The sequence below is a fragment of the Streptomyces sp. NPDC001507 genome, assembly GCF_042894765.1.
Lineage (GTDB): Bacteria > Actinomycetota > Actinomycetes > Streptomycetales > Streptomycetaceae > Streptomyces.
The window spans coordinates 24616-41408 of sequence record NZ_JBIAVV010000007.1; the positions used below are offsets into that span (position 1 = coordinate 24616).

General features: G+C 70.7%; 8 protein-coding genes. 7 read left to right on the forward strand and 1 reads right to left on the reverse strand.

Translation table 11 applies throughout. The features are described from left to right. The first annotated feature begins 49 nt into the window (after positions 1–49). The 3 genes from ACFY0K_RS22885 to ACFY0K_RS22895 all read left to right on the forward strand — a co-directional run bounded on the left by ACFY0K_RS22885 (position 50) and on the right by ACFY0K_RS22895 (position 4268). Entirely contained in the window at positions 50–2515 is a 2466-nt protein-coding gene (locus ACFY0K_RS22885; protein ID WP_390641403.1) for a thioester reductase domain-containing protein, read from the forward strand. Continuing rightward, positions 2512–3651, forward strand: coding sequence for an alpha/beta hydrolase (locus ACFY0K_RS22890; RefSeq protein WP_390641404.1), 1140 nt, complete (start codon positions 2512–2514; stop codon positions 3649–3651). The genes ACFY0K_RS22885 and ACFY0K_RS22890 overlap by 4 nt, the downstream gene beginning before the upstream one ends. A 386-nt stretch (positions 3652–4037) precedes the next feature. Next, positions 4038–4268: an alpha/beta hydrolase gene (locus ACFY0K_RS22895; protein ID WP_390641405.1), complete on the forward strand. Its 231-nt coding sequence runs from the start codon at positions 4038–4040 to the stop codon at positions 4266–4268. 297 nt (positions 4269–4565) lie between these two features. Here the strand turns inward: ACFY0K_RS22895 and ACFY0K_RS22900 are convergent, their stop codons facing one another. Next, complete coding sequence (locus tag ACFY0K_RS22900) at positions 4566–6551, reverse strand: N-6 DNA methylase (RefSeq protein ID WP_390641406.1); 1986 nt, start codon at positions 6549–6551, stop codon at positions 4566–4568. A 142-nt stretch (positions 6552–6693) separates the two neighbouring features. Between ACFY0K_RS22900 and ACFY0K_RS22905 the strand changes: the two genes are divergently transcribed. From ACFY0K_RS22905 to ACFY0K_RS22920, 4 genes are all read left to right on the forward strand, one after another. Continuing rightward, positions 6694–7635, forward strand: a complete 942-nt coding sequence (locus ACFY0K_RS22905) for a serine/threonine-protein kinase (protein ID WP_390641407.1) — start codon at positions 6694–6696, stop codon at positions 7633–7635. 174 nt (positions 7636–7809) lie between these two features. After that, positions 7810–9069, forward strand: coding sequence for a protein kinase (locus ACFY0K_RS22910; RefSeq protein ID WP_390641408.1), 1260 nt, complete (start codon positions 7810–7812; stop codon positions 9067–9069). 143 nt (positions 9070–9212) lie between these two features. Next, positions 9213–12458: a DISARM system SNF2-like helicase DrmD gene (gene drmD / locus ACFY0K_RS22915; protein ID WP_390641409.1), complete on the forward strand. Its 3246-nt coding sequence runs from the start codon at positions 9213–9215 to the stop codon at positions 12456–12458. Next, the gene (locus ACFY0K_RS22920) at positions 12455–16786 is read left to right on the forward strand and encodes an Eco57I restriction-modification methylase domain-containing protein (RefSeq protein WP_390641410.1); all 4332 of its coding nucleotides are present in this window, start codon (positions 12455–12457) and stop codon (positions 16784–16786) included. The genes drmD and ACFY0K_RS22920 overlap by 4 nt, the downstream gene beginning before the upstream one ends. The last annotated feature ends 7 nt before the right edge of the window (positions 16787–16793 follow it).

Consider the following 16793-nt stretch of genomic DNA (forward strand, 5'->3'; position numbering starts at 1 on the left):
GAAGCAAGGGACAAGGACGCGTACATCGTGAAGGGCTCTCATGCGTGACATGACCGAGGATTCCGGGCAGCGGGCCACCGCCGAGGCGATCGAGCGCGGTGGCGGCGGGCTCGGCGTGGACGACCTGCTGGCCAGGGTGATGCAGGCCGCCACCGGTGCGGACTCCGGTGCCGCCCCCACCTCGCTCCGGGACGTGGACGGCGTGGCCGCCGCCATCGCCGCCGCGGCGGGCCGCCATCTGCCCGCGGGACACCTGTCGCCCGACGCCGACTTCTTCGACGCGGGGGGCACGTCCGTGCACGCCGTGGAACTCGTCGCGGAGCTGGAGGGCGAGCTGGGCATCGAGTTCGACCTGGACGAGGTGTTCGCCGACGCCCGTCCGGTCAGTCTCGCCCGGCGCTGGCTGCGGGCGACCGGGGCCGCGGCGTCGAGCGAGGCCACCCCGCGGGCCGTGCACGCAGGCACCCCGGCACCCACCGCCGAGGGCACTCCGCCGGTTCCGGTCGCCGGTGCGCTGCCGGCTGCCGGCGCAGGTGCTGTCGCGGCTCCCGCACCTGGCACGCTGCCGCTCTCCGCAGCGGGCGCCCGTCCGGCTCTCGCCCCGCGCACCCTTCCGATGCCGACTCCGCGCACCTCACCGGCGCTTCGCCCCCGTGTCGGCAGTGGCGACGAGCGGTATACCAGGGCCCGTCGCGAGGACCTCGAGCAGATCCTCGCCGATCTGAGCCTCGCCGACCGCCTGCCGTTCGCCGACGTGCCCGAGCCGCTGCCGCCTCGCCGGATCCTGCTGACCGGCGCCACCGGCTTTCTCGGCAGTCACATGCTGCTCGACCTGCTCCGGCACAGTGACGCGCATGTCCATTGCCTGGTCCGTGCGGCCGACGAGGAGGCGGCCGTCGCCCGGCTCGGCGAGGCGCTGAAGAGTCACCGACTGCCCTGGTCGTCGGAGGTGCGGCGCCGGGTGACCGTGCTGCCCGGCGACATCCGGCGGCCGCGGCTCGGCCTGTCCGACGAACTGTGGCACACGCTCGCCCACGCACTGGACAGCGTCGTGGGCGTGGCCGCGGCCGTGGACTTCCTGCGCGGCTACCAGTCGCTGCGGGCGAGCAACGTCCTCGGCGCGCTCACCCTCGCCGAACTCGCGGCCACCGGGCGGCCCAAGCCGCTGCACCACATCTCCTCGATCGCCGTCTTCAACGAGGTCGGCATCACCTCCATGGGCGAGGACGACCCACTCGCCCACGTCGACCGGCTCGTCTCGGGCTACGACCAGTCGAAGTGGGCCGCCGAGGTCGCCCTGCGCCGTGCCCGCGACCACGGCCTGGTCGTCACCGCGCTGCGCCCCGGCGGCATCGGCGGCCACACGAAGACCGGCGCCTACAACCCGCAGGACCTCAGCAGCGGCCTGATCTCGGCCTTCGGCCGCTTCCGCACCGTACCCGCCTTCCGCTACCTGAACGCGGCCCCGGTGGACTGGGTGAGCCGGGTCGCCGTCGCCGCGATCTGCGAGCCCGACGCCTGGGGCTACGACTACAACCTCACCGGTGTGCCGAACACCCTCGACGACGTCGTCCGTGACATGGCGCTCGCAGGTATGCACGTGCGCGTCCAGGACTGGGACGAGTGGCGCACCGAAGCCCTGGCCCGCCTGGAGGCCGAACCGGTCCCCGAACTCGCCTTCCTCTCCAGGGTGTTGCACAGCCCCACCGCCCTCAAGCTGTGCGAGGCGACCCTGAAGGGCCCGGCGGCCCAAGGCGCACGCACCGCCGCGCTGGTCGCGGCGCTGGGGCTGCCGCCCGCGGCCCGCTACGACGCGCAGGCCCAGCTCAGCACCTTCGAGCGCCTCGCCCAGGACGGCCTCGCCAGGCTGCCGCACAAGGACGACCAGCCCTACCTGTGGTTCTCGGAGACGACGGAGGGCAGCGTGGGACCGGTCGGCGCCCCCGCCGACAACCCCTGCTCCATGGCGCTCACCCTCTCCATCGCCGGCATGTACCAGCTGGTGAAGGAGCGCCGGGTGGACGTGACCGGCGAGGTCGTCTGCACCGCCGTACACCCCGAGCCGCTGACCGTCGAAAGCGGCGACGTCTGGATCCGCCCCGAGGAGGGGATCCCGCAGCAGCACGGACTCAGGCACCAACTCCTGCGCTACCGGCTGCGGTTGCGCGACGCCGACGGCGGCCACTGGTGGCTGGAGGGTCACAAGTACGCCCGGGCCCGCCGCGACCTGTGGCGGCAGACCCGTGCGCTGACCGTGCGGATCGGCCGCGAGGGCGAGGCGGCGAGCCTGGCGGGCGACGTCGTCGTGCCCGCGGACTCCTACGTCCGCGACCAGATCGACGGAATCAAGGTCGACCCGCGTCTGACCAGCCAGGAGAAGCGGGCAGCCAAGCTGACCTGGCTCGCCTGGTTCGGCCTGGAGATGGGCCGCGGCCTGCTCGGCCCCTTCGCCCGCGCCGCCGCGGACCTGCTCGACCTGCGCCGCACCCCGACCCCCACGGAGCGCCACCGATGATCTTCAGGACGACCACCTCCCGCGCCGGCGGGTCGGCGCTGCCCCGGGTCAGGACCACCGCGGCCCTGCGCCCTCTCCACCACCGCCTCGACCCGGCCCGCGTCGAGGAGATCCCCTTCCGGGCGGACGACGGCGTCCGGCTCGGCCTGACCCGCATACACGCCGGCGCCGCGGACCGCCCCGCCGTGCTGCTCCTGCACGGACACACCGCGTCCGCCGACATGTTCCTGCTGCCCGAGACCCGCAATCTGGTCGACGTTCTCCTCGACGACGGCTACGAGCCCTGGCTGCTGGACTGGCGGGGCAGCTGCCGGTTGCCGTACAACGAGACCGGCCAGAGGTACACGTACGACGACGTGGCCCTGTACGACATCCCTGCGGCCGTCCATCACGTCCGCGAGCGCATGGGCGACCGCCCGGTGTTCGTGGTCGCCCACTGCATCGGCTCGCTCACGCTGTCCCTGAGCATGGCGGCGGGCCTGGTGCCGGGCCTCGCCGGCGTGGTGTCCCAGGGTGTGTTCCTGACGCCGAAGCTGGCCGGCCGGACATCGCTGCGGATGTCGCTGGCGGGGGAGCTGCTGAAGACGCGGATCGACCACATCCCGGTCGACTTCCGCAAGGTGGGCCTGTGGTCGAAGTACACCCCGTTGTTCGCTCTGGCTTCACGGAAGGCGAGCTGCCCGGACCCGACCTGCCAGATCCTGCACAATTCCGCCTGGGGCACGGGCGCCTCGCTCTTCGTGCACGAGAACCTGTCCGAGGCCACCCACGACCGCCTCGCCGACCTCCTCGGCCCCGCGCCGCTGTGGATCCTGCCCCACCTGCGCCGCATCGAGCTGGCCCGCAGCGTGGTCCGCTGGCACGAAACCGACCACCGCTACCGTCACCTGCCGCCCAATGCGCTGGACGCGGCCGGCCGGATCGACACCCCCGTGCTGCTGCTCGCCGGCAGCGACAACGGGCTGTGGCTGGACTCCCAGCGGCTTTGCCACGACGTACTCGCCGAGCGCCAGCCCCAGTTGGACGTGTCCTACACCGAGATCCCCGGTTACGGCCACCTGGACACATTCCTCGGCCGGGGCGCCGCCCTGGACGTCTTCGGTCACATCCTCGATTTTCTCGGCGGACGGCGGTGACGGCCGGCTGGCCGGCCGACCACCGAACCAGCTCGTGGCCGAACCACGTTCCAGGAGGCACCGCATGTCGCAACTCGCCGCCGACGGTGCGCAACGACATACGACGTGGCCCTCGACCCCATCCCGGTATCGCGGCGCGAGTCACATCGGCGGCGGACGGCGTGCGCTCGGTTCTCAATCAGGGGTTCGCTGAGACCCCGACGTCCCCAGGCATGCCCGCGGACACCAGGACGCCATGTTCATGGCTCTCACCTGCGGCGACGCCGAATAGCCGCACGACATCGACGGCTACGCCCCCCGCACCGCCGTCGACCGCACGTGACCGCTCACCGCGGATGCCCGCGCAACACCCTGATCCTGCAGAACCGCCGGGGCAGCCCCACCCCGTGGGAAAGCGGTCCCGGGCTGCACAAGGCCTCCGGTACGGCTGCGCCTTCGTCGGCGTCGACAACGGCGGGCACTACGTCTACAACGATGGCTTCGCCTGCATCGACGAGGCCACCCTCGGCTTCCTGGCCACCGGCCGCCTTCCGGACATAGAGGGTGAAAAGATGCGCAGCCCACTCCACTCCACCAGTGCGTTCACCAGGCCGGCGGTACAGTCGAAGTGCTGGTAGGGGTTGCCGAGATGCGCGCTCCGTCCGACACCTCACGTCACTGCCTGGGTGGACAGGGGCGGAGGCGCTCTAAGCTCTGCGGATCCTGACCGTTCTGGGGGAAATGGCTGACGCGGGCGCGGCGCGCATGTGAGATCAGGGCCGGCAGAAGTTGCGCCATCTCACTGATTGCCGGAGACGCGGTATGCCGCATAGGCGCCCCTGCGCGCGCTCGGCCGGTACTCGCCGCCATGACACGATGACGAGGACATGGTCTTTACCGGTGTTCTCCGGGCCCGGCCGACCGGCCGGTAGGCGTCAGGTAACCAGTCCACCTGCGGCAAGGCGGTCGCTCATGTCGCTCACCAGCCCCGTACCTGAACGCTCGGCTCTGGCGACGAGCGCCTCGAAGGCTCTGAGGCGACGAAACGTATCCGCGTACACCATCTGCTTCTCCAGGGGAAGCTGGAGCACCTGCAACCGCCGGATGTCGACTCGGGAGGAACTGGAAGCGTGGGTGCCTGCCTGGCGCCCGTTGGCCGGAGCGCGCAGACAGCCGGCGAGGAAGTGGGGATCGAGCCTCTCCGAGTCCACCCGCAGGGTGTAGAGCTGCGGGCCGAGAGCCATCGGTGCGCCCTCATGCACCCACGCCTTGAAGGCCCGGATCACTCCGGCGACCACTACATCGCCCTTTTCGGCAAGAGTGTGGGCCGATTGGGTGGCCAGCAGCCCGCTGGGCGCACCGTCGACCAGCAGGTCGGCGATGGTGAGGAACGGTACGGCGGTCCCGCTGACAGGTGCCGTCCTCTCCGGAGGCTGCTGACCGGCGCGCAGCGTCAGCGCACCGGCCTTGACCAGGTCTCCCACTGTCGTCGTGGTCTGCTGGGTGCCGGCCTCGACGTCGAGTGCGGACAGATGTTGTGCCTGATCGGCCAGTTCGGTCAGCAGCGTCCCGAACTCGCTCCACTTATTGGCAAGTTCTTTCGATGACGGTTCGGACGCCGACGCGGTGTAGCGTCCCGGGGTGACGTCCACCTCGTCGTCCAGAAGGTCGAGCAAGGGAACGCGCGCGGCGCTCTCCGGCGGCTCTTGATCGGAATGGTCGAGGTTCGCCAGCGCGGTGAGGACAAAGGAACCGAGAGCGTCCCAGTCGGGGCTCGGCTCGCGTGTTCCCGGTCGTGCGAAGCCTGTGGCGTCCACCAGGAGGGCGTCCTGGCTCGGAGGAGGGGCGGCAGGGCCGTCCAGGGCTGCGCGCAGGACCCACAACTGCAGTGACACGCTGTGGGGTTGTGCGCTGCCCGGAGGGAGGGACACCACCGCCCGAAGTGCTCCGGTGCGCAGCAGCGAGCCGCGAATACGCCGACCCGCCTTGCGTGATGCCACGGCGGGTGGGAGGACCACCACGGCGACTCCGCCGGGCTTCAGGTGGGTGAGGAGGTGCTGCACCCAGGCCAGTTCGGGCTCGGTCCGTGGGGGCAGCCCATGAGTCCAGCGCTGGTCGGTGGCGAGTTCCTCGTACCCCCACTCCCGTTCATTGAACGGCGGGTTGCACAGTGCGATGTCGGCCTTGGCCCCGGTGAAGGGGTCCTCCCGTAGCGCGTCGGCCGTAGAGACTTGTGTACGGACGTGACGGTCGTCCGCGACGAAGTCGAGCCGGGCGGACGCCAGCGCGGCCAGCGCCGGATCCCGCTCGCACGCGAGCAACTCGAGGCCCGGGCCGTCGTACTCCTGAGCGGCAGCTGCCGCCAGGTGGCCCGTGCCGCACGCCGGATCCAGGACGGTCAGTCCGCCGTCCTGCGGACCGAGACGGGTGGTGAGGGCGATCCGGGTCATCAGTGTGGCGAGTGGTGGCGGCGTGGTGCTGAGCTGTCGGACATGGGTTTCCAGCCACCGTTGCAGCAGGAACTCGAAGGTGTCGCGCGGCCCCTCCGCCCGCCCCAGCTTCGCCGCCGCGGCCACCAGCTCACGAGCCTGCGGAGAGAGCTCGGCATGGGAGATCCGTGCCCTGGACGACCGCATCCGGCGGGCGGCCTCGGCCACGGCCAGCCCCGACTCGTTCCGACTGCCGAGCAACTCGAAGCGTGGCCAGAGGAGTTCCTTGCCGCCGACGTCCCTCAGCTTCCCGTTGTCGCGCAGCCACTGCTCGACCTCGGCGAGCGAGAACTGCGGGCTGACGTCGGTGCCCCCGATCCGTGTGGGGAAGGAGTCGTGGCGTCGGCGCCAGTTGCTCACAGCGGCTCGCCCGACGCCGGCGATCCGGGCGATCTCGGCCAGGCTGACGGGTACGACGTCGGGGGTACTCATCGATCAGTCTCCGAGGTACTTGGTGGCTGGTGGGTGGTCGGCTCCCCAGCAACCGGTGACAAGAAGGCTACTACGCTCATTGACTCTGTTCACAGAGTTTACGTTCCGCCGTGATGTGCGGGAGATGTGGAGGTCGGGGAAGATGCCGGGTCTCGCGCCGGGAATGGTGCTTGGTGGCCGCTATCGGCTGGAGTCGGTGCTGGGCCGCGGTGTGATGGGACAGGTGTGGCGGGGGCGGGACCTGCCCCTCGACCGGCCGGTCGCGGTCAAGACCGTCGCCACGGAGCTGCTGGCCGTGGCGAGCAGCCGCGACGCGGCCCTGACCCGGTTCAGCCGGGAGACGCGGGCGGCCGCACGCCTGGACCATGCGAACGTCGCCACTGTCTTCGACGCATCGCTCACGGACGACACCTGCTGCCTGGTGATGGAACTGATCGAAGGCACCACCCTCGAGTACCTCTTCGACCAGCAGGAAGAGGGGCGGTTCGGCCTCGCCTCGGCTGTCGCCGTCGCGGCCCAGCTCTGCGCGGGACTGTCCGCGGTCCATGCGGCCGACCTCGTCCACCGGGACCTGAAGACGCAGAACATCATGATCCGGCGGGACGGTGTCGTGAAGATCCTGGACTTCGGGCTGGTAAAGCTGCTCAGTGACACGGATCCGCGGCTGACCACGACCGGCGAGGGAATCGGCAACCTCTTCTGCGCCTCACCCGAGCTGCTGGCGGGCCGGGACCAGCTCGACGGCCGCAGCGACCTGTACGCCGTGGGCTGCCTGCTGCACCACATGCTGACGGGCGAGACTCCCTTCCCCACTCATCAGCCCGCCCTCTTGTCCTCCCACCATCTCGCCTCGCCCCCGCCCGTCGTCGCCGACTCCGGGGTGGCCGTGCCCGGCGACCTGCAGAACCTGCTCACGGCCCTGCTCGCCAAACGGCCCGAGGACCGCCCGTCCTCCGCGGCTGAGGTCTACGCGGCTCTCGGGCCCCACCTGCCGCAGCCGCGACCCGAGTTGGCCGTCAGGCGCACCGTGCCCGAGGACCCCCGCCGGCCGTTCCTGGTTCCGCACGGCCCGATGCCGCTGTGAGGTGTGCCTTCCTGGCCGCTCCGGGTTGGTTGTAGAAATCATCTTTCTGGGTACCCATAGGCTGGAAGTGCCGTGAGCCGGTGTCACAATGATCGCGTCGGCCGGGTGCCGTGACGTCCCCGGCTGCCGAGAGGCGGCGGGCGCGGGGAGCGCCGGGACTGGGGACGGGGCGCGATGGGGCGAAGCCTTGGGCGGTACGAGCTCACGCACGAACTGGGCCGGGGCGGCATGGGCGTCGTCTGGGCGGCGCACGACCGGGACCATCACCGTGACGTGGCCGTCAAGCTCCTGGCCGACCGCGGCCGTGGTGCCGAACCCAGCACACTGGAACGCCGCTTCTTGCGCGAGATCCGCCTGACCAGCCGCATGCGCCACCCGGGTGTCCCCGCCGTCCACGACCACGGCAACCACGAAGGCGAGCTCTACCTGGTCATGGACCTCGTCCCCGGCCGAGCCCTGGACGCCGTCCTCAAGAACGACGGACCGTTCGGCATCGAGCGGGCGGCTGACGTCGCCCGTCGCGCCGCCGAAGTGCTCTCCTACGCCCACGGGCAGGGCGTCTTGCACCGCGACCTCAAACCATCGAACCTGATGGTCACCCCGGACGGAGACATCAAAGTCCTGGACTTCGGCGTGGCCGCGGCCCTGGAACCGCAGTCCGGCGAAACGCACTTCACCGCCTCCAACGCCACCCCAGGCACGGTCGTCTACATGGCGCCCGAACAGGCCGTGGGCCGCACGGTGCCCGCGAGCGACCTCTATTCGCTGGGCTGTGTCCTGTACGAGCTCCTGTCCGGCGCACCGCCGTTCACCGACGGCAGCCCCTTCATGCTGTACCACCGGCACGCCAACGAGCCCGTCCCGCCGCTCGCCGATCGCCGCCCCGACGTGCCCGACGGCCTGCGGACCCTGGTCGAGCGTCTGCTGGAGAAGAGGCCGGAGGACCGCCCCGGCTCGGCCGCCGAGGTGGCGGCCCTGCTCACCGCCTGGGCGCCCCGGCCGGCTTCCGTCGCCGAGCCGGCCCCTCATCCACGTCTGGCCGAGATCGAGGCCCTGCGCCGCGCCGGCCGTCCGGCTCATGCCCTCAAGGAGTACCGGGAACTGGTGGCCGTGCCCGGCCTCGACCGCGCGGGCACTCTCGCCGCGCGGTCTGGAGCCGCCCTGTGCGTGGGCGCGCTCGGCCGCACCCGGGAGGCCCTGGACGAGCTGAAGTCGGTCCTCGCCGAACAGCGCAGCCTGCTCGGACCGGGCCACTCCGCGGTGCTGGACACCCGCTACGAGATCGCCGTACTGCTGATCCGCACCGGAGAAAGACATGCCGCCGAGGAACTGCTGCGGCGCCTGACTGACGAGGAGGACGCGGTCCTGCCCGCTGCCGGCGCTGGGCAGGGGCGCAGCCGGGCGCTGCTGGAGCGGTTGCGGAGGATGGGTTGAAGCAGTGGCATTTCAGCCGCAACCCAACTGTGTGAGCTCTGTTCACAGTTGACGGACCATGTTACGCTCCGACGCGCCGTTCCGGTGGGGAGACAGGTCACGGTCTACGGACGGCGCAGGAGACACCGAGGGGAACAGCGCTCATGACGTCGGCAGTTCAGCGTGCGACCGGGCGGACGGGGGCCGAACGGCTCCCCGAGGAGGGAAATCTCGTTGAGGTCCGCGGACAGTCGTGGGTGGTGGCACGGGTCGAACCCTCCCCACGAGCCGGCGATGGCGACGAGGACCGCCGGGGCGCGACCCTCGTCCACCTCCAGTCCGTCGCCGACGGCCGCTTCGGCGACTCCCTCTCCGTCATCTGGGAGGTCGAGCCCGGCCGCCGGGTACTGCCCGCGGGCTCCCTCCCCGACGCCTCCACCGACACCTACGACTCCCCGAACCGCCTCGCCGCGTTCCTCGACGCCGTCCGCTGGTCCGCCGTCGCCTCCGCCGACGCCAAGACCCTCCAGGCGCCGTTCCGTTCCGGCGTCGCCGTGGAGCCGTACCAGCTTGAGCCGGTGTCCCGCGCGGTCGGCGAACCCCGCGTAAACCTCCTCCTAGCCGACGACGTCGGCCTCGGCAAGACCATCGAGGCCGGACTCGTCGTGCAGGAACTCCTGCTGCGCGGCCGGGCGCGCCGCGCCATGGTCGTCTGTCCGGCCGGCCTGACCCTCAAGTGGCGCGACGAGATGGCCGAGAAGTTCGGCCTGGAGTTCACTATCGTCGACTCCGAGCACTGCGCCCGCCTGCGCCGCACCCACGGCACGGCCGCGAACCCCTTCCGCGTCCACCCCCTCACCATCGTCTCCCTGCCCTGGCTGCGCGGCCAGAAGGCCCAGCGCCTCCTCGACGAGGTCATCGGCGCCCCCGAGGAAAGCGGCGACGGCGAGCACAAGCGGTTCTTCGACCTGCTCGTCCTCGACGAGGCCCACCACGTCGCGCCCGCCGCGCCCAAGCAGGTGTACGCCGTCGACTCCCAGCAGACCAAGCTGATCCGGCGCCTCGTCCCGCACTTCGAGCACCGACTCTTCCTCTCCGCCACCCCGCACAACGGCTACCCCGAGTCCTACACCGCCCTGCTCGAACTCATCGACGACCAGCGCTTCGCCCGCGGCGTCGACCCCGACAAGGAAGCCCTGAAGGACACCGTCGTACGACGCCTGAAGTCCACCGTCACCAACGCCGACGGCACACCCCGCTTCCGCACCCGCCGCACCCGCGAACTCCCCGTCGACTACACACCCCAAGAACGCGAGATCCACGGCCTGCTGGGTGAGTTCGCCGAGCAGCGCCGCAGGAAGCTCACGCCCAAGGCCCGGGGCGGGCGCCGCGCCGCCGACCTGGTGACCCTGCTGCTGAAGAAGCGCCTGTTCTCCTCTCCGGCCGCCTTCCTGCACACCGTCCAGGTCTACCTCTCCCACCTGGAGGACACCGGCCCCACGAAGGGACGCGCGGCCGCCGCCGAAGTCCCCGAGTGGCTGGAGGAGTTCGCCGACCTCGTCGCCGACCTGGACGACACCGGCCTCGTCGACGCCGAGGACGACGCCCTGACCCGGTCCACCTCGCTCACGCCCGCCGAGGACGGCCGGGAACTGGCCCTGCTGCAGGAGATGGAGCGCTGGGCCCTCACCCACGAGGCCGCCCCCGACTCCAAGGCGGAGGCGTTCATACGCGCGCTCAAGGCGATATGCCGGACGTCCGACGGCAAGCACTGGACGAACGAGCGGGTCGTCGTCTTCACCGAGTACCGCGACACCCAGGAATGGCTCCACGACCTCCTCCAGCAGGAGCAACTGACCGACGGCGGCCGTGTCGAACGCCTTCACGGCGGCCTGTCCGCCGAGGAGCGCGAGCGTATCCGCCTGGGCTTCCAGGCCGACCCCTCCCAGCCCGAGGGCAAGGTGCGCATCCTCCTGGCCACCGACGCCGCCGGCGAGGGCATCGACCTCCAGAACCACTGCCACCGCCTGATCAACTACGACATACCCTTCAACCCCAACAAGCTCGAACAGCGAATAGGCCGTATCGACCGCTGGGGACAGAAGCAGGACCCGGAGATCACCCACTTCATCGGCTCCGGCTGGCAGCAGGCCCAGGCCGGCTCCTACGAGGCCGACCTCGAGTTCCTCTCCCGCGTCGCCAAGAAGGTCGCGCGCATGGAGCACGACCTCGGCTCCGTCAACGCCGTGCTCGCCGACGCCGTACAGCGCCGCATGACCGGCGACACCGCCCCCGTCGACATCGAGAACGCCAGGCCGAAGCCGATCAAGGGCCGCCGCACCGGCGGCGAGGTCGCACCCGAGCAGAACGTCACCGCCCAGACCAAGCGGCTCGCCGACCAGTACGAGGGCACCGTCTCCGCCCTCGGCCTGACCCCGGCCAACGTCAAGCGCGTCGTGGACACGGCCCTCGCGCTCGACCACCAGCCGCCCCTCCTGCCCTCCACCTTCCGGGCGGAGCAGTTCGAGTCCGGCGACCTCTTCGAGGTGCAGCCCCTCTCCGGCAGCTGGGAGCGCGCCACCCGCGGCCTCGCCCACAAACTCCGCGAGGGCGAGCAGCGCCCGCTCACGTTCTCCCCGGTGGTGGCCGCGCAGGCCGGTGACGACGTGGTCCTCGCCCACCTCAAGCACCCCCTGGTCGCCCTGTCGACGCGTCTGCTCACCGCCGCCGTCTGGAACGCCGACTCGGTGGGCCTCAGCCGCGTCACCGCCGTCGTGACCGACGACCCGGCGGTGACGACCACCCTGGTCTCCGCCTACGCCCGCTACGTCCTCGTCGGCACCGACGGCACCCGCCTGCACGAGGAAGTCCTCTACGCGGGCGGCTGGTTCGGCGACACCGGCCGCTTCCGCCGCTGGGAGTCGGTGAACGAGCAGGGCCGGGTCCTCTCTCAGGCGCTCACCGAGGGCGCCGAGGCCGCCCCGCACCTGCGCAGGGAACTCACCGAGGCCTGGCCGGTGCTCCGCGACCCGCTCTACCGCTCCCTGGAGGCCCGCGCCGCCGAACTCGGCCGCCAGCTGGAGAGCCGGCTCGCCGACCGCCGGGCCGAGGAGGAGCGCCGCATCACTGCCACCCTCGACCGCTTCGAGGCCACCCTGCGCGCCAAGCTCAAGGAGGAGGGCGACGGCGACGGCGAACAGCTCGCCCTGCTCTCCACCCACGAGCTGACCGGGCACGAGCGCCGCCAGTTCGAGGACGACCGCCGCCGCTGGCGCGAACGCCTCGAAGGCCTCCCCGCCGAGCGCGAGCGCGAACTCGCCGCCATCGCCGCCCGCTACCGCGAGCCCCGCTCCCACCTCTTCCCCGCCGCCGTCGTCTTCGTCGTTCCCGCAAAGGAGGCCCGCCGATGAGCCCCCGCCGCCCCGCGAACTCCGGCATAGCCGCAGCCAAGGCCCAGGCCGCCGACGGCCGACGCCAGCACCAGGAGTGGCTGGACCTCACCGAGGTCTCCGGCCCCTTCCTCACCATGCCCGTCCTGCTGCGCGCCTGGCCCCAGCTCGACGCCCTGGAGAAGGACGAACGGGCCCGGCTGCGCGCCCGCCACGCCGACTGGCAGACGGACACGACCGCCGGCCGCGACGAATGGGTGGCGTACATCCTGAGCCGCCTCCTCGGCTGGAACGACGCGCTGACGCTCCGCGTCGGCGACTCGGAGCACCACGGACTGGCCCGCCTCACCCTGCGCGTCGCCGAGCACAACACCGAGGTCCGCCCCGACTTCGCCCTCGTCGACCCGGGCACCGACCTGGCGACCGAGCCCAGCACCGAGGCCGCCGCGAAGCGGGTACGGCTGCTCGGCATGACGGTCCCGGCGGGCACCGCGCCCACCGCGCGGGCGGGCGGAGGCGGCGACTGGGCGGCCGCCCCAGCCGACCGTCTGGCGCGGTTGTTGCGCCACCACGGCGTGCCGCTCGGCCTGGTGACGGACGGCCGCTGGTGGTGCCTGGTGTGGGCCCCGCTCGGCGGCGTCACGACCACGGCCGTCTTCGACGCCATCGGCTGGAACGAGGCGGCGGAACGCAACGTCGTCCGCGCCTTCGTCTCGCTGCTGCGTCGCCGCCGCTTCTTCGAGTACGACGAGCCCGAGACGCTGGTGGGCCTACTCAAGGAGAGCCTGGCGGCGGGCGAGGACGTCACCGAGGCGCTGGGCGTCCAGGTCCGCCAGGCGGTCGAACTGCTCGTGGACGCGATCGGCCGCGCGGACGTACGGGCGATGGAGGACGGCGCCCCCGGCCTGCACGCGTCGGGTGTCAGCGCCGGCGAGGTGTACCGCGCCTCGGTCGCCGTGATGATGCGCATAGTGTTCCTGCTCTTCGCCGAGGAGCGTGGCCTGCTCCCGGCGGACAACGAGGTGTACGCCCGGTCGTACTCCGCCCGCTTCCTCCGCGACGAGCTGAAGGCGCGCGCGGACGAGGAGGGCGAGGCGTCGCTGGAGCACACCAGGTCGGCCTGGCACCGCCTGATAGCCCTGTTCCACGCCGTGCACGGGGGAGTGGACCACCCGGGCTCCGGCCTCCACCTCCCGGCCTACGACGGCTCGATCTTCGACCCCGACGCTTACCCCTGGCTGGAGCGCACCACCCCGCTCCTCCCGATAGACGACCGCACGGTCCTGCACATGCTCCAGGCGGTGCAGGAGGTCCGCGTCGGCAAGGGCAAGGACCGCGAGGTCCGCACGCTCAGCTTCCGCGCGCTGGACGTCGAGCAGATCGGCTACGTCTACGAGGGCCTGCTGTCGTTCGACGGCCGCCGCGCCACGGAGCACATGGTGGGGCTGATCGGCCCGGAGGGCCTGGAGCACGAGGTGCCGCTGCGGGAGCTGGAATCCCTGGCGGCGAAGGCGGGCGGCTCGCTGAAGACGCTCGCAAAGTCCATCCACGAGAAGTGGAAGGACCCGAAGCCGCCCGCGACGGCGGGACAGCTGGAGAAGAAGCTCGCGCCGGTGGGGGCGGAGGCCGCGGCCGAGACGTGTCGCCGCCTGAACGCGGTGACGAAGGACCCGGCGCTGACGGAGCGGCTCCTGCCCTTTGCCGGCATCCTCCGCGACGACCTGCGGGGCCTGCCGACGGTCATCCCGAACGGCGCCCTGTACGTCACCGAGTCCTCCCTCCGGAAGAACACCGGCACGCACTACACGCCCCGCTTCCTCGCGGAGGAGGTCGTGCTGCATGCACTGGAGCCCCTGGTGTACGAGCCGGGCCCTCTCCAGACGGTGGACACGGGGGAGTGGCGGCTGAAGTCGTCCGAGCAGATCCTCGACCTGAAGGTCGCGGACATAGCGATGGGTTCGGCGGCGTTCCTGGTGGCGGCCTGCCGTTACATGGGCGACCGGCTGATTGAGGCCTGGGAGAACGAGGGCCGCGCGGACGCGATGGTCTACCGTGCGGGGCGCGCTGTCGAGGCGGTGACCGCTGCCGACGCGGAACAGGACCCGGTGGTCGTCGAGGCCCGCCGCCAGATCATCGAGCACTGCCTGTACGGGGTGGACATCAACCCGATGGCGGTGGAGATGGCCAAGCTGTCGCTGTGGCTGGTGTCGATGGACCCGGGGCGGCCCTTCACGTTCCTGGACGACCGGTTGGTGTGCGGGGACTCGCTGCTGGGCGTGCACAGCATGGAGCAGATCCAGGCTGTGCACATGAAGCCTGAGCAGCAGGCTGACATCTTGGCCGAGCAGGCGCGTGAGTTGGTGGATCAGCTGACGCGGGAGCGCCTGGCCATCACGGCGATCAAGGGCGTGGACCTGCCGGCGCTCCAGAGGAAGCGGGAGCGCCTGGAGGAGGTCAACCGTCACTCGCGGCGACTGCGGCTGGTGGGTGACCTGATCGCGGGGGCGGCGCTGGCCACTTGCGCCTCGGGACGGGTGCCGTGGTACGCGGAGGACGGTGGGGAGCGGGTCCGGGACCTGTTCCCGCAGGCGGCTTGGATCGTTCAGCGGATCATGGAGGACGGGGTCGGGGACGACTCCGAGGTGGTGCGTCAGGCGCGGGCCCGGGCGGAGGAGTGGCTGGGGGCTGAGCTGCCGGAGGGGGCGCTGGAGAGGCGGCCGGTGCATTGGCCGTTGGTGTTTCCGGAGGTGTTCACGCGGAGGGGTGGGTTCGATGCGATTGTTGGAAATCCGCCGTTCTTGGGCGGCAAGAAGATCACGAGCGCCCTCGGCGACTCATATCGCGAGTACCTGGTGGATAACCTGGCGGACGGGATGCGGGGCAGCGCCGACCTGGTCGCCTACTTCGAGCTCCGTATCCACGCATTGCTGAACGCCGGCGGTCAAAGCGGCGTGGTCGCTACCAACACCTTGGCGCAGGGAGACTCGCGAGAAGTCGGCCTAGACCGCATAGCCTCAGACGGTGTGACCACGCGTAGGGCCATCAAGAGTGCTCCATGGCCCTCCAAGTCGGCCGTGTTGGAATACTGCGCGGTGTGGACGACGCGGACGCCGCCCACTGCTGTGGCAACGTGCGTGCTGGACGGGCTCGCCGTGCCGCACGGAATCTCCACATCGCTTAACCCCATGACGCGGGAGAGCTCCTGGGCCGAACCGTTGGCTCGCAACACGGGCCAGTCGTACCAGGGCTCATTGGTGCTGGTGGTCGACGGCTTCAGCGTCACTCAGGCACAGGCCCAGAGCTGGATCAGGGAAGACGCTCGGTACAGCGATGTGCTGTCGCCCTTGCTGAACGGCCAGGATCTCAACAGCAGCCCGACGTTTCAGAGCGATCGATGGGTGATCAATTTCTACGAGTGGCCGGAGGAGAGGGCCAGACAATACCCCAAGGCGTTCGCAAAGATCCTGACGGACGTCCGCCCTGAGTGCGAGAAGAAGGACCCGAAGTCGTACGCGGGGCTCATGGATCGCTGGTGGCAGTACTGGCGCCCTCGCAGCGAGATGATGCGCGCCATTGGCAACCTTGAACGGTGCGTCGTCATCAGTCTGGTGAGCAAGGTCGTCATGCCAGTGATGGTCCCTACCGGCCAGGTCTTCAGCCATGCGCTCGGGGTCTTCGCTTCCGATGATGCTGCTCTGCTGGGTGTTCTCAGCAGCGCGCTGCATTACTGGTGGGCTCTTGATCGTTCCTCCACGATGAAGGGCGACCTTCGCTACACGCCAACCGATGTGTTCGAGACCCTGGTCCGTCCTCCGCTCACCGCTCGGCTCCGTGCGGTCGGAACCCGCCTTGACGCCTACCGCAGGGACTTGATGCGCGCCCGCGGCATGGGCCTGACCGATACGTACAACCTCGTCCATAGCCCCGACTGTCAGGACGAGGACATCGTCGAGCTCCGCCGCGTTCACGAGGAGATCGACAAGGCCACCGTCGAGGCGTACGGCTGGTACGACCTTCTTGACGACTCCGGCAAAAACCCGCCTACCGACCCGACCCACGAGTCGTTCCCGCTCGACCACGGCTTCCACGAGACCGACCAGGGCACCCGCTACACCATCGGTCACTTCGCCAGGACCGAGATCATCGACCGGCTGCGTCAGTTGAACCATCAGGCCTACGCCGATGAGGTTCACCTCGGCCTGCACAAGGGAGTGACGGAGAAGAAGGCGAGAGAGAAGCACCCCGACCTGCCGCCGCCCTCCCCGGAGGCCATCCGGAAGCGCAAGGAGCAGCTGGCCGCGCGAGGTGGTTCGGATTTCGGTGAGGGCGCCGAGGGCGCCCTGTTCTGAGCCGACG